This is a genomic window from Nitrobacter sp. 62-23, assembly GCF_001897285.1.
Lineage (GTDB): Bacteria > Pseudomonadota > Alphaproteobacteria > Rhizobiales > Xanthobacteraceae > Nitrobacter.
Genome location: NZ_MKSM01000064.1, coordinates 15,696 through 29,206, shown reverse-complemented (window position 1 = coordinate 29,206; position 13,511 = coordinate 15,696). Strand labels below are relative to the sequence as shown.

The 13,511-nt window shown below is 53.5% G+C and carries 12 protein-coding genes; 7 read left to right on the top strand and 5 right to left on the bottom strand.

What is annotated here, in order from left to right:
• Window positions 1–67: 67 nt before the first annotated feature.
• The 4 genes from BGO16_RS05315 to BGO16_RS05300 all read right to left on the bottom strand — a co-directional run bounded on the left by BGO16_RS05315 (window position 68) and on the right by BGO16_RS05300 (window position 4,966).
• Entirely contained in the window at window positions 68–391 is a 324-nt protein-coding gene (locus tag BGO16_RS05315) for a hypothetical protein (RefSeq protein ID WP_292617543.1), read from the bottom strand.
• Window positions 388–867, bottom strand: a complete 480-nt coding sequence (locus BGO16_RS05310; protein WP_292617542.1) for a hypothetical protein — start codon at window positions 865–867, stop codon at window positions 388–390. Before BGO16_RS05310 ends, BGO16_RS05315 begins: the two co-directional genes overlap by 4 nt.
• Window positions 868–1,132: 265 nt before the next feature.
• Window positions 1,133–1,798, bottom strand: a complete 666-nt coding sequence (locus BGO16_RS05305) for a hypothetical protein (RefSeq protein ID WP_292617541.1) — start codon at window positions 1,796–1,798, stop codon at window positions 1,133–1,135.
• 663 nt (window positions 1,799–2,461) lie between these two features.
• Complete coding sequence (locus BGO16_RS05300) at window positions 2,462–4,966, bottom strand: DUF5906 domain-containing protein (RefSeq protein WP_292617540.1); 2,505 nt, start codon at window positions 4,964–4,966, stop codon at window positions 2,462–2,464.
• A 679-nt stretch (window positions 4,967–5,645) separates the two neighbouring features.
• Here BGO16_RS05300 and BGO16_RS05295 point away from each other — a divergent pair.
• The 3 genes from BGO16_RS05295 (at window position 5,646) to BGO16_RS05285 (ending at window position 10,213) form a co-directional block, all read left to right on the top strand.
• Window positions 5,646–5,834 carry a hypothetical protein gene (locus BGO16_RS05295; protein ID WP_292617539.1) on the top strand — a complete coding sequence of 63 codons (189 nt, stop codon included), beginning with the start codon at window positions 5,646–5,648 and terminating at the stop codon, window positions 5,832–5,834.
• Window positions 5,835–5,998: 164 nt separating this feature from the next.
• A complete protein-coding gene (locus tag BGO16_RS05290; RefSeq protein ID WP_292617538.1) occupies window positions 5,999–8,368 on the top strand; it encodes a hypothetical protein in 2,370 nt (789 codons plus the stop codon).
• Window positions 8,369–8,395: 27 nt separating this feature from the next.
• Window positions 8,396–10,213, top strand: coding sequence for a hypothetical protein (locus BGO16_RS05285; RefSeq protein WP_292617537.1), 1,818 nt, complete (start codon window positions 8,396–8,398; stop codon window positions 10,211–10,213).
• Window positions 10,214–10,273: 60 nt separating this feature from the next.
• Here BGO16_RS05285 and BGO16_RS05280 read toward each other — a convergent pair whose 3' ends face one another.
• Window positions 10,274–11,578 (bottom strand): site-specific integrase, encoded by a 1,305-nt coding sequence (locus tag BGO16_RS05280; protein WP_292617536.1) that lies wholly within the window; start codon window positions 11,576–11,578, stop codon window positions 10,274–10,276.
• A 511-nt stretch (window positions 11,579–12,089) separates the two neighbouring features.
• Between BGO16_RS05280 and BGO16_RS05275 the strand changes: the two genes are divergently transcribed.
• From BGO16_RS05275 to BGO16_RS05260, 4 genes are all read left to right on the top strand, one after another.
• Window positions 12,090–12,275, top strand: coding sequence for a hypothetical protein (locus tag BGO16_RS05275; protein ID WP_292617535.1), 186 nt, complete (start codon window positions 12,090–12,092; stop codon window positions 12,273–12,275).
• 93 nt (window positions 12,276–12,368) lie between these two features.
• Entirely contained in the window at window positions 12,369–12,548 is a 180-nt protein-coding gene (locus BGO16_RS05270; protein WP_292617534.1) for a hypothetical protein, read from the top strand.
• A gap of 154 nt (window positions 12,549–12,702) precedes the next feature.
• Window positions 12,703–12,834: a hypothetical protein gene (locus BGO16_RS05265; RefSeq protein WP_292617533.1), complete on the top strand. Its 132-nt coding sequence runs from the start codon at window positions 12,703–12,705 to the stop codon at window positions 12,832–12,834.
• 166 nt (window positions 12,835–13,000) lie between these two features.
• Entirely contained in the window at window positions 13,001–13,483 is a 483-nt protein-coding gene (locus BGO16_RS05260) for a hypothetical protein (RefSeq protein WP_292617532.1), read from the top strand.
• Window positions 13,484–13,511 lie beyond the last annotated feature (28 nt).

Below are 13,511 nucleotides of genomic sequence, written 5' to 3'. Positions count from 1 at the left end.
TGCGCGGTCGAATTGCTGGACCGTTGCGAAAAATCTAAATGTTGATTTTGGTTCCCATGTGATCGGATCAATATCTGCGCCGTTGTTGGATAACGAGTTCGCTATCGGTTTCGAGGATTTGCACTGCGTTGCCGAACAACGCTGTCTCAATATCTTCGCGTAGATTTGGTCCGTATCCAGCAAGCGCGCGAACGTATAACCATTCGTCCGGATTTTCGTAATCGCGGGGGCATTCTGCTTTGGTATTCGTTTCCCATCGGCTCAAGCGCCAACAATAGAGAGCATATCCTTCGCGTTGCTCGGCAGTTAACTTTTCGATCCGCGCGAATATTGAGTTTTCATATTTTGCAATGATTGCTTCGATGTACTTCCGGTCGCGGTCCTTAATCATTTCCCGTACTGGTCAAGCTTCGCGTTAATGCGGGCCAGTTGCTCGACAATTTCGGCACTCTCAACGCGTTTCAGTTTCTCGACCGCGCTCGCAGCAGAATTTAGTTCATCCGCCGTAATTTGACCGTCGCAGAACGACTGCCTCAAGTCTTCAGGAGTGCAGCCAAAAAGTTCTATCAAGCGTCCGGGCGCTACGTATTTAAACACGCATTGCACAGCCCATGCGGGAACAGGTCGCTCATCAAGCGCTTCGGCTAGAGCCGCTACAGCGCGAGGCCCAAGAGCGGCTATCTGCTTTGCAACGTCGCCTGACACGCGGTTCCGACTTCCAACCGGTCGGCCCGGTCCACCTTTTGCGAAGCGACCGCCTTCAATGCGCGGTGCGCTAAATTTACCGTCGTTTAGCGCAGTAACGTTGTTCGGAAGTGCGTTCATGATCAGACCCAAATCACTACAATGTTGTGAGACGAACACCATCTCACAATTTCCGCCGTCCGCGACAGAGAGGCATTCCCAACGCGCGACGGCGCGGGCAGTCCATATAACTTTCTCCACAGATGAATGACGCCGCGCGAACGTCCGAACGCTTCACGCAAACCGGCAGCATCGATCGTCAGCGCGGTCGGCAATACGATGGTGTGTGGGAATGTCGGACGGGGACCGCGCGTCATTGGTGCGAAATCTCGATCATGTTGCTGCGATGCTGGACGGTGTTGCGACCGTCCAGCCGTTGCGTTGTGGGTCAAGCTGCGATGTTGCTGTTAACGAGCAAATCATATGCCTGATTGCGATGTTGATCAGTGGCAAGGGCCACAAGATCGATAAGACCGAGAAGGGTATTATTGACGTTCGCAATTGTGTCGGAGCGCGCGTTAAGTCTGTTGAGCGCATCGCGTGATGCCGCCATTGCAGCTTCAACATTTGGCCCCGTTCGTAATGGAAATTCGTGATCGGGTTGCAAAGAAAATTCGCTTTGGAGACCCGTCCGATTAATGTGACGTTTGAGTATGAAATCATCCAAAATTGTTTTCTGAAATTCAACGGGCAAACCTTGATATGATTTCGTTTCGATGACAGCGCTTAATTCTTCGACCGTTGCAATAGCAACCAAGTCACCTTTTTGACCGATGTTGGCGGCATTCCAGTGTGCTAGGAAGTTCTGCCGAATGTAAGCCGTCGCAGGGGTTGCCGGATCAACGCTGAGCGCGGTTGCGCGGGCGGTGGCAATCTGTTGGCCTTCTTTCCGGCCATCGATCTGTGTGGCTGCAAACGCCTTGGAGACGACATTTGCAACACCGCCCCGCAACTGTTCGGCGCGAGCACCGGCCTTGAACTGAGCATCGGCGCTGTTAACGACGCCAGTGAAGTCGCTGAGCCGGGCGGTAAGGCCCGCGATCGCTTTGGACATGGCGTTATCCTGCCCAAGCGACTGAATATGTACGACAACGCTGCGACCGTCCTCATGAGTGAGTGTGAACACCGGCCCGCGCGGCGTGTTCTCCCTTCTCATTTCCATTTTCAAAATTCCTTATCTCTGAACGCGCGACCGAAGCGCCGCGACTGAACGTGTCAAGCATTACTGCGCCTCAAAAGTATTTGTCAAGTCTATCTGTTCATAACTATTTGATATTGCTTCGATAATTGCGATTGTCAAACAATCTATATTGCGATTGACTTGCGATATTACTTGCGATGGTCAAGTGATGAAAGTTGAGCATCGGTTCAGCAATTTGATGTGTGGAAACGCGATAGCTCGTTAATTGTAGCATTTGCGCGATGTTGAATTTGGAAGGGGAATGTCCGGGGTATTTTTGCCGGGTTGCAGCTAACCCCCATCACTGTGCATCGGTGCCGGAATTGGAAATTATAGAGGCGATGCACCGCTACTTCGGCTGGACAGCTTGGACAGGTCTCCTATTCCCCTACGCCCTAAAACATGTCTGATGTATTTATTTGTAGGGCAGTAGAGAGGCTGTCCAAGCTGTCCAGAAAGGGAGAAGCGAAAATTACGGAAACCCGGCACTGTGACCGGAACGGCAACAAAAAGCCCGGCGCGAAACGGGCTTGAAGATTATTCCGATGGTCGATTGAAAAAGGTTGCTGCTGCATTGTGGGTTGTTGATGCCAGCCAGCGGGCCGGGTTGTCGTAAACATCGGCGGGTTTCAAGTCGCGAACGATGACCAAACGTTTTTTGTCATTGCCGGTGCCGACGCGTTTATCGAGATAGATCATATCGAGTTTCATCAAGTTGCGTCGAATGGCGGCTCTGTTGAGTTGTTCGCCGGGTGCCCGTTGCCTAAGAAAGTTTTCGATAGTGAGGAATTCGACGACTTGGGCGCTGCATTGGTCTCTGAATTCCTTTAACGCCTGTTCAAGATCGGTCGAAACGCTGTTGAGCATCCTTTCGCGCGCGGCGTTGTTAATCGACCGATCGCCAACATTGAAGCCCGCAAGCGATCGGGTGGACAAATGCGCCCATACTGCTGCAATGAATTCATCGCGCCGAGCAAGATCATAGATTTCTTTGTAATACGCGGTTGATTGCGGTTTTGTCGGATTTTCAACGATGTTCCATCGGCGGTCATCATGTTCGATCGGGAGAGCGTCCCAATTGTTCGAGAACACAAGCCAACGCATTGCGTTGTGTTCCACCCATTCCAGCCCATGCTTTTCGTTAATCTCGCGAAAATCCGGGTTGACCATTGTTTTTAGTTTTTCAGATAGCGCCCATGTGTTCGGGCCGCGCATTCCTGCTTTAGCTTCATCAACGATCATCAACAGTTTGCGCGACATGCGACCGTTAAATTTGCCGTCTAGAACAACGTCCAAAATCGCATTGTTCAACACATAGCCGCGCAATACCCGGGAGAGAACACCACCAAGCCAATTGCGGCCAATGCCGGTCATGTTGGCGACGAAGCACCACGCGGTTTCGACTTTTTCGCCGGGATGCTGCAAGATATGCGCAAGCCAACGTTCAAATAAATCCCGTTCGCTTTCGATCGGCAAGAGATAGGCAAGATGTTCTCGCCATTTGGCCAGCCAGCATTCGCGTAACTGATCATCGTTGGTGAAATGATTATGCCACGTTGGCTTGATCAATCCTCGCCATGTGTTGAACCCGCTTAGACCAACCTTTTCGGGAACGTCGCAAATCGATCCGCCTTCCGGCTTCCATGTAACGCTGTCAACACGCTTTCGCTTCTCATGCGGTAACCATTGCTCAAACGCCGGAACAAGTTTCGTCTTTGTTTCACCTGTTCGCTTATCGGTGTATTCAACTGGATATCTTGATGGTGCGTATTCATTTCGCGCAACCGCAACAGATAGAACATTTAATGTTCTGGCACTCGCTACACCGCCCGATGCACCGACGCCGCTGACGAAATAGAAATCACTGATCATTTCGTCCAAGGTGATTAGCTTTGTCGTGGTGTCGAATTCAAGCTGTTCTCCTAGACGCTCGTTTTCTTTTCGTTGCTTGTCGCGTCGCTCCTGATTAGTGCCGCGATACACATCGCGGCATGCCACGTTGCCGCTACTAGCCGTTCGATTGCGATAGTATGCGCGATTGCGCCATTTATCGCGATTTCCCAATGCGGACATGCTGAAAAGGCGGATCATTCGCTCATGATCCTTTCCCGTCCAGAATGCCAACTTGTTCATCAGCGCTAGGTCCGCACCGCTGTGGTCGAATTGCTGTCCAGTCGATGACGGGTAATGTTGGCCTAACACAATCGCGTCAGCGTTCCAAAGCGCGGCGAACGGAATGCGGCGGCTCAGTATGTCGAATTGTGCCTTTGCGACGAAGTTATTTGGGTCGCGCATGATTGCATCATTTAGTTCGGCAATTCGTTCTGATGACATCTTGTCATCAGATGCAAACATGCGGATCAATAGTTCCTGATCATCTTCCGGTCCGGCCCATTGTTGGTCGCAGATGGTCTCTATTTCCTGATTGTCGCGGTCATGTTCGCGGATTGGCAGGAATGTTTGCAGCGACGTCGTTTGCTCTAAGTCGGCGTTGCCGATCCATTCGTTGCCTGCAATCGCGATAAAGCGGTTATGCTGATAGAATTCAAATCGTCCGCCCCATTTGTTTCGGCGATTGCCAAACTGTGTTTTGTCGCCCCGCATGATCAGATGCAGACCTGATCCCGATTGGCTAACCTCTGCTGCAACACCCGGAAACAATCGCGTGCAAATGTGCGTCGCTTCGTCGTTATAAGTTCCGGTTTCCGGATCACGGCAACTGTCAAGATCAACGAACACGTAGGGATCGTTCAGCGTAAAGACGAAACCAAGCCTGTATTGCGTGTCGGATTTTACGATTGCGTTTGCAACAATAGAGCTCGCCCATGTGGCAGGATTTGTCGTGTCGGCGCGTTGAAGTGTTTTTGGATCGTATGGGACTTTGCGCGGCTTTGGTTCATCGGGATATTGTTCGAGCTTCCACACCACCCATTGCGGAAGTGCTTTTAGTCCCGCAAGAGGGTCGAGAAGCTTGCCGGGATCGAATGCGCGCAGTGTTAGACGCGCACTATTGATGAGCGCGGCGCTAGCGTGTATAGTCATGATGCTTTCCTAAGAATGATGATTAAAGGCCCTGCCAGCGGCAACCGGCAGGACCTTTTCCTTTGCGCGCTAGGCGGCTCTGGCGCGGTCGCTGATGAACTTTTCAAGATCGGACCGACGCCAATAGCGCCGACCGCTGATCATGATCGGCGCGGGAAAGTCAGCCAGCGGCGGGATGATCCTGTTTCGCGTGCGATGGTGTAGGCCGTGCTGCCAGCAATGCAGCGTCATGTGGGAAATGTTCCCAAGCATCGTTCTGGCAGTCTTAGAATTTACAAGGATGTCGGTAGGGGCAAATGCCGCGTGCGTACTCGCGTCAACGAGCAAGACCGTTGATGTCATGGCGGATGACCTGATGATGATGTTGAGGGGTTTGCAGGCATCCGCCCGCCGCGCGCCGCGTCTTTACCGCGACTTGGGCCATCTGACCCTTCACACCCGACGCATGTGCATCGTTGCTGGTCGAAAATGATTCAATGAATATGGTTCGTCAAGCGCGAGGCGCAGCAATCAACAGCGCGTTTTCACCCGTGCGGTTACCCGTGAATTGCCGACGATCGAAAACCTCTGGAAAATAAGAGCATCTGGCGTGATTGCCTGCAAATTCTGTAACCGATGCTCACTGCAAATGTTATGATCGTGACGCGCGCCGCGCGGGCGGCCGATAGGAGATCACGTCATGCCGGGCACCACGACGACCGCCGATTTCAAATCCGACCTCGCCACCGCGCGGGCGGTCTATGCCAATGCAGTTACCGTGCTCGTCAACGCAATCATCGATCTTGAAGCGCTAACCAATGTCGTGAATTACACCGATCCGAACGCTCATGCGGCAAATACGACGTTCGGCGGCGCGAAGGGATATTAGTCGGATTTGCACGTTGCTCTTGAACATCCGATCGCCGCGCCGCGTAATGTGCATGCATCGCTCAAAAATCTGAACTTCGCTCACGCTATCAGGGCGGCTCAGCAGGGCTACCTAGCTCAGTGGTCCGGTAGCTGATCGCTGCAATAGCATTTAGGAGCGCCCCCATGGACCTTGCTCAGATCGGTTTTGCAGCAGACACTTCCGACCTCGATAGGGCCGCTGGCAGCCTGCAAAAGTTGGTCCCGGCCAGCGCAGCAGCAGAGAAAAGCGCAATCAAGACATCGGATGCACTTTCCGATGTCAGTGCATCTGCCGCGAAGGTCAACAAGGCTGCGACCGGCACGGCAACGCAAATGAGCGCAACCGCGAAAGTGATCCGCGCGGCAATCGGCGATATCAACCAACAAGCAAATGCCGCAAAATCAGGAAAAAGCGCGAACGACAATCTAGCAAAAAGCCACGCCGGATTATCGACCCAAGCAATGGCAGCACAGCATTCAATCCGATCGATGGTGGAACAACTCGCAATGGGCGTTCCACCATCGCAAGTTCTAACTACGCAACTCAATCATCTTGCGTATGCGGCAAGCGGGCCGGGCGGACTCAAACAAGCGTTCGGTGATGCGTTCGCATCGTTGACGAAATTAATTAGCGGCACGGTCGCATTCGCGGCCGGTGGCGTCGCAATTGCTGCCTCAATCGGCGCGATTGCCGCTGGGGCAATCAAGAGCGCGCTTGCACTGGACGATTTACGAACCATGACCGATCTAACGCTTAAACAGGCGTCCGGATTGCAATCAATGGCCGGGATCAAAGGAATTGCGAAGGATGAATTTGCACAAGGCATGATTCAATTCGCAACGTCGGTTGACGATGCGCAGCACAACATGGGTTCGCTTAACGGCCTCATGATCGCGAGCGGCAAAAGCGCGAAAGACATGGTTGGTTATCTTGCTAAGGTAGCCGATATTGTTGCGCAAACGAACAGCAATGTTCAAAAGCGCAACATCCTTGAAGCCGCTGGATTGCCGACAACTGCAAAATGGGTTCAACTAATGAACCGAGGCGGGGATGCAATTCGCAGCGCTGCACAAGGTACAAGTGATTTCGATACGAAAGCCAATGAAAATCTGATCGCGAACGCGCGCAAGTTCGATGAAATGTGGAACGGCGCGATTACGAATTTCAAAAACAATTTTATCAACGCCACTGTCGGAATAACATCGGCGTTCGAAACCTTTTACGACAAGGTAGCGAGTAAAGCCGCAGGGTTTGGCAGCAGTTCATTTTGGAAAAACTTTTATCCGTCCGATTGGGAAAAGAATGCGAAAGACATGGGTTTAACCTTCGCTCCAAATGATTTTGCCAACCGCTTCGGTCAATTTCAACAACCGGCAAATGCCGCACAACTTGCGGCGGGATTGCTTGGTTCACAGGGCAAGGGCAGGACAGGCGATCAGCAAACGCAAGCGCAGCTACTTGCTGCAAATCAGCAGGCGCAACAGCACATTGGCATTCTAGGTGATCTTGCGACCGTTGAGCAGCAAGTGACGCAAAAGCGATTGGAATTGAACGCGGCAGGACTACAAGGAATTGGCGTTGGCAAGAATATGGCCGCAGCGATCTTGAACAATACGCGCGCCATGGCTGAAATGAACCGCGTGCAGCAACAGGCGAGCATTGGCATTTACAACGAAACTGCCGCACGCAAGGCAGCGGCCGACACGTTGCAATCGTGGATCGATAAAGGGCTGATCGATAAGACGAACGTTGAACAGATGGCGGCGGCGCATCTTGTGCTTGCTCGCAATATTCAAGCGACGAAAGATGCGGCGACGGTCGCAGCCGCACCGCTGTCGCAACTCAAACAGCTTGAATTGGATAGCGGCAATTTCGCAAAAACACTCGACACGGCGCTAACCGGCTCACTCAACAATCTTGTGCAGCCCATTCAAGACGTGATGAACGGCGTTACTGGCTTATCGCAAGGCTTCAAAAACCTTGGCATCGTCGTGTTGCAAGCGTTGCAACAGATGATCGTCAAAATGCTGATCATTACGCCGATCGCAAGAGCGCTTCAAAGCGTCATGGGCGGTATGTTCGGCGGCATCGGAAGCATATTTGGATTTAGCTCTGGCGGCGTTCCGTCGCTCGCAAAGAACGCGGCGGGCGGTGTTTATAATAAGTCGCCGTCCCTTAGCGCGTATTCTGGCACGATCGTATCTAATCCGACGCTGTTCAAATTCGCGTCCGGAACGGGATTGATGGGCGAGGCGGGACCGGAGGGTATTCTTCCGTTGAAGCGCGGACCATCCGGAGCGCTTGGCGTCCAAATGTTCGGTTCGCAATCGAGCAACGATAATTCCGCTTCGCCGGTCGCTGTGACGTATGCGCCGACATACCAGATTGGCGGCAAAGTTTCGCAAGACGATCTTGACAAAATCAAACGAGCGCAAGCGGAGGATCGAAAGCAGTTCACGGCGAACGTAGCGAATTCGATGCAGCAATTGCGCCGTCGAAATGTAGGGGTTTGATCAACGCTGATCGAATAGGGGCAAAGCATGACGTTTCTCAATGAACGCGATCTTACATACGCGATCGGCACCGTTTCAATTACGAATGGTGCGACAACGGTTGAAGGTGCATCAACACTTTGGGGTGGCGTCGTTCGGCAATGGGATTGGATATCGATTGATGGTTCCGATCCTGTTCCCATTACATCAATGACGGATGCAAGCTCACTCGAAATTCCAGCTTGGCAAGGTGCGAGTAAAGCGGCCGTTTCATATGTTGTCTATCAGCTTTCGCCGTTGCGTTATTCCGGCGCTCAGCAATCGGTTGATATCGACAATATGCTTACATCCCTCAATACAGATGGATGGTATCGGTTCGTTAAACCGTCTGTTGCTAGTCCGACCGCGCAGGGTATCGTTGCGAACGATGGTCAATTTGCTCTGCAATATACGACTGGTAAACTTTGGGTTATGGATGGTGGTGTGTGGGTGTTTGTCGGAACGTATAAGGGATTTCAATATAAAGGTGCGTATGATGATGCAACTTCATATGCGACGTATGATGTTCTGACCTATGATGGTACGGCGTATATCGTCACCACACCAACCACCGGAAACGTTCCTCCAAATGCAACTTATTATGATGTGTTTGTGAGCAAGGGTGATGTTGGTGAAACGGGAGACCCCGGACATGATAGTACAATTGCTATTGGCACCGTAACTAGCGTTGCGTACGGACAGCCCGCAACGGTGACCAATGAGGGTACTGCTGGCGCTGCGGTATTCAACTTTGAAATCCCTAAAGGACAGGACGGAACGGGCACCGGCGACGTTCAGGGACCAAGTGGTGCGACAGACGCCGGAGTTGTCGGCTTCGACGGCACGACTGGAAAGCTGGTCAAGGGACTGACTGCGAGCGAGGTCCGATCGGCCGCCGGTGCGACTACTATTGGCGAGGCTCTGCTAACGGCGGCGGATGAGGACGCGGCTCAAAATGCGGCTGGTGCTACAACTATCGGAAAATCATTGCTTACGGCGTCGGATGCCGCTGATGCTCGCGATACTCTTGGCGGAACGGCAATAGGTGAGGCGTTATTTACAGCGGCGGATGCTACTGCGGCACTCGCTGCCCTTGCTATGCCGAATTACTTGACCGGCCTGACGCTTTCGACGGCGGGCGGTTCGTCGACGTTTGGCATCGCAGCGGGCTTTGCGACGGATAGCTCCAATGCGTCCATGATGGCGCTGTCATCGGCTTATTCCAAGACGACCTCCGCGTGGGCTGTCGGCTCGGCAAACGGCGCGCTCGATACCGGGACGATTGCGGCAAACACTTGGTATCATGTCTTTTTGATCAAGCGCACGGACACGGGCGTCGTCGATGTTCTGATTTCGACCTCGGCGACGTCGCCGACCTTGCCAACGAACTACACGCTGTTCCGGCGCATCGGAACGATGAAAACCGACGGCTCATCTCAGTGGACGAAATTCGTTCAGGTTGGCGACGAATTTTTGTGGGACGTTGCGGTCCTCAACGTGAGTACGTCCCCCGGAACTACAGCTATTCAAACGTTGACCGTTACTACGCCGCCCGGCGTTAAGACAATTGCGCTTTTTAATGTTGGCGGCGTCGGAAACAGTGATAACCGTGGACGGATATTTTCACCAGATGTCAATTCGGCCGGGGCATTAGCCAACACCACATCTACGATTAATTTCGGTGGATCGGGCACCATTCAGGTTTGGTCAACCGCTCGGGTTCGGACGAACACATCGGCACAGATCAAATACGCTATGACGCTATCAACCGGAATACCAGCTATCACAACGGCAGGATGGGTTGATGATCGCGGCAAGGTGCAATAGGTCAATCGTACTGAATATCGGCCGCGCGTTGCCTGATCTGACCGGACGGCGGAAGCGACGTTAGGAAGATGCGACCAGCTTTGGTCGCGGCCTATCGATAACGATCGTTTGCAAGCGGTCAGCCCATACTTTCAAAGCTTCGTGTTTTTCGTCGTGATATTCATGCCGATTGTAGATCGCCGCAACGCCACTGACCTTGCCTGATTTGTGGTTCAAGATTGCTTCTGTCACTTCCTGCTTTATTCCAAGCTTGGCGAGTTCGGTTGCGCATGAGCGCCGCAAATCGTGCAAATGCCAATTTGGCAAGGCGGGTTCAATATACTTGTCGAGTGCGATCTTTCCATTAGAAAAGCCGCTAAACGGCTTGGTCCCAAATGTCGTAAATACGTATTCCGACATTTGGTCGATTGAGGTTGCAATTCGCGGTAACGCCTTGATGATCCCGGTTGCCAGTTTCGGAAGCGGCACAATATGAGCATGGCCGTTTTTGGTGCGCGATCCCTCAAACGTGATTGTGTCGAGTTCTTCGGACAACTCGGACCATTTGAGATTTGCGATTTCGTCGCGGCGTTGTCCCGTCAACAAAAGCAATTTCACGATAGGTCCGAATGGATATCCGCATGATGTTGCAGCATTCCAAACCGCCTTGATTTCATCGTGCGAAAGAACACGTTGGCGGCTTTGTGGTTTTGGCGGCGCGTCCGCACGTTCAATTACGTTGCGATTGATAACACGTAGTACGGATTTCCAGCGGAAGAATGTAGATAAGACGGCAAAAGCGTTGCGTCGTGCGCCGGGGCTGAGCTTTCCTAGAAGCTTTTCGATGTCGCGTTCATCAATTTCGCGAATATCAGTGACGTGTTTCCAGTTGGGCTTGATATCCGTTTCAATGATCCGTTCGTATTCGTCCGCTGTGGATGCTTTGACCGGGCGTCCTTTGAACCCTGTAGACCTTGCGGTTTTGACGAATTCACCAAGCCAATAGTTGAGGCTCAGTTTGTCGGTTTTCGATTGTCGTGGATCGTGCCCACGACCGACATCGGCAATCGAGCGCTTGGCCAATTCCCGCGCTTGGGTGATGCTCAGGACTTGCTTTGTGGATGGCCGATCGGGCTGTTGGCTTGAGCCTTCTTCGTCATAGCGGCCGAGGGTGATTTTGACCGCCTTGCCGTCCATCTTCGTCCGGACGGCCCATGACATCGATCCGGAGGGGCGGGGCTGGACGACGAGATAGAGGCTCCCGGGGAGGCTTGGTTCCGATGAAAAGCCATCATCCGGGATTTCCTGACGGGCATCGGTGGCCTTCAAATTCTTGATGAATGTTGCGGCGCGTTTGTACTGCTTGGGAAGCTTTTTCGGGAGCATCGGTTTGTCCGGGGTAACCGGCCGGGTAATTCCGGCGGGCCTTATTGTGCCATACCGAATCATACATAAACCGATGCTCAATGGAACGATAAACGACTGAATCAACAGCAATTTTGCCGCTATAATCACCCAAAACAGGGTCGGGGCAATTGATCCATATTCGCGAAAATCGAATTACAAAACCGCTGCACTACCGCTGTGCTACGCCGGCTCTGGCGGACACCGATTTCCGGTGCCTGTTTCAGGTCAATAATCCAAAATCGATACGGACAACAGTGGCGGATGCTGACGCCGATCCGGGGGCCGCTGGCCCTGCTTATGGCGGCTTGCCGGCTTTCGTCAACACCGGCTGGCTGAAGGGCCCCGCAAGCGACCGGAGCTACGGTTGCCCACGGACTTCCGGGTTTTGCCGCGCTTTGTGTGATCAAAATCACAGATGCGCCATGCACTGCTGACCTACACAGATGCCACGGAGGGAATGGTTCTTCCGAGGCATAAATGGAGATCAGCAATGTCGAGCGGAATGCGTGGCCTTACGATCGATGAACTGGATTCAGTCAGCGGCGGCGCGGTCCATACCGAGGTCCGGAAAACGACGTTAATCGGGATCGAAGGCAAGGGAATTCTGGCGATCGGGACCGTCAGCATCGATGGTGGGCCGGCGCTGCCGTCCGCGGAATGGATCCCGCTGAAATAAGAAATCCTAGCTTCATCCCCCACACCGATCAAAACCCACAAAGATCAGTAGACGGGACGACTATGTCCGTCGCGAACTTCAAGGAGATTTACAATGACGAATTCCGACATGCGCGAATTGACGATGAACGAACTCGATGCGGTCAGCGGCGGAGAGGTCATGGCGCAGGGCACGGTCATCAAGATTTCGATGGACAAGGGCACGCTTACCGTCGGCTATATCAGCACCGGCGGCGGCCCGACCCTGCCGTATGCGAAATGGCAGCCGAAGTAGGCCTTGGCTACGAGACGCTGAAAGCCTCGACCCCAACCGGGCCGAGGCTTTTGTGCACCGAGGCTTTCATGTGCGATTCGGCCTCGCTCAAAATCGTAAACGACTCCTGAATCCCCACAGGCTTGCCGGAAAAATATCGACCGGGACTCACGCGATGGAATCGCCTGATGGTCCGGTCATGGACACGATGTCGACACCGGCGACCGACGGCCTGCAGCTCGCGCTTGCCATCGCATTATTTGCGGCCTGCTCGGTGAATTTGGTGTTGCTCAGCTTCTGGCTGTAGCAGGAACCCCGACCTCGTCCGCCCCGTTAACATTTGGTAGCGGAATGCTCCGCAATTGATTGCCGGCGCAGGCTTGCACATTAGGCTTACCGGCAGTTTCCGCCGCGGCCTTAACCCTTGCCGGCGCCGGTTCGACTAGGGTCGGCGAGAAAACCGGACTCTTGTAATGCGTATCGGACCTGGATTTGCGCTGGCCCTTCTGATCGGGACGTCATCGACCGCTCTCGCCGACAGCGGGCCGGTGATCGTGATTCCCGGCCGTCCCGGCGTTCCGATCATGATCAACGGCATCGACGCCTCGTATGCGGTCGTTGAAGGCGACTGGGGCCTCGCCCGAAGGATCCACGTGCAGCCCACGGTGTACGGCGGACGCTACATCGATCCCGAGCCGCACGTCGGTCATTATTATCCGAGCCTCGGTCAGCGGCCCGGTTATGGCCGCCTCGAAATCGAACCTCCGGCGAACCGCAAGCTGCCGCCGCGCGCTGAAAGTTTTCATCAGTCCTGGTCGGCCCGCTCCGACCCGACGCCCGCGCAATCCGATATCCCGCTGACGCCTCCTGCGATCATCGTCGCACCCGAGATCGGATCCACCGGGCGGCCGCAGGATTCTCAGCGGATCCCGCAGTTCCGCAGACCCGGACCGTAAAATCGAGCTTCAAGAAAAACAGGTAGAA

Bases quoted from the DNA above. Each gene is read 5' to 3' on its own strand.
- BGO16_RS05315 (WP_292617543.1), bottom strand. From the start codon at position 391: ATGATTAAGGACCGCGACCGGAAGTACATCGAAGCAATCATTGCAAAA.
- BGO16_RS05310 (WP_292617542.1), bottom strand. From the start codon at position 867: ATGGTGTTCGTCTCACAACATTGTAGTGATTTGGGTCTGATCATGAAC.
- BGO16_RS05305 (WP_292617541.1), bottom strand. From the start codon at position 1,798: ATGTCCAAAGCGATCGCGGGCCTTACCGCCCGGCTCAGCGACTTCACT.
- BGO16_RS05300 (WP_292617540.1), bottom strand. From the start codon at position 4,966: ATGACTATACACGCTAGCGCCGCGCTCATCAATAGTGCGCGTCTAACA.
- BGO16_RS05295 (WP_292617539.1), top strand. From the start codon at position 5,646: ATGCCGGGCACCACGACGACCGCCGATTTCAAATCCGACCTCGCCACC.
- BGO16_RS05290 (WP_292617538.1), top strand. From the start codon at position 5,999: ATGGACCTTGCTCAGATCGGTTTTGCAGCAGACACTTCCGACCTCGAT.
- BGO16_RS05285 (WP_292617537.1), top strand. From the start codon at position 8,396: ATGACGTTTCTCAATGAACGCGATCTTACATACGCGATCGGCACCGTT.
- BGO16_RS05280 (WP_292617536.1), bottom strand. From the start codon at position 11,578: ATGCTCCCGAAAAAGCTTCCCAAGCAGTACAAACGCGCCGCAACATTC.
- BGO16_RS05275 (WP_292617535.1), top strand. From the start codon at position 12,090: ATGTCGAGCGGAATGCGTGGCCTTACGATCGATGAACTGGATTCAGTC.
- BGO16_RS05270 (WP_292617534.1), top strand. From the start codon at position 12,369: ATGACGAATTCCGACATGCGCGAATTGACGATGAACGAACTCGATGCG.
- BGO16_RS05265 (WP_292617533.1), top strand. From the start codon at position 12,703: ATGGAATCGCCTGATGGTCCGGTCATGGACACGATGTCGACACCGGCG.
- BGO16_RS05260 (WP_292617532.1), top strand. From the start codon at position 13,001: ATGCGTATCGGACCTGGATTTGCGCTGGCCCTTCTGATCGGGACGTCA.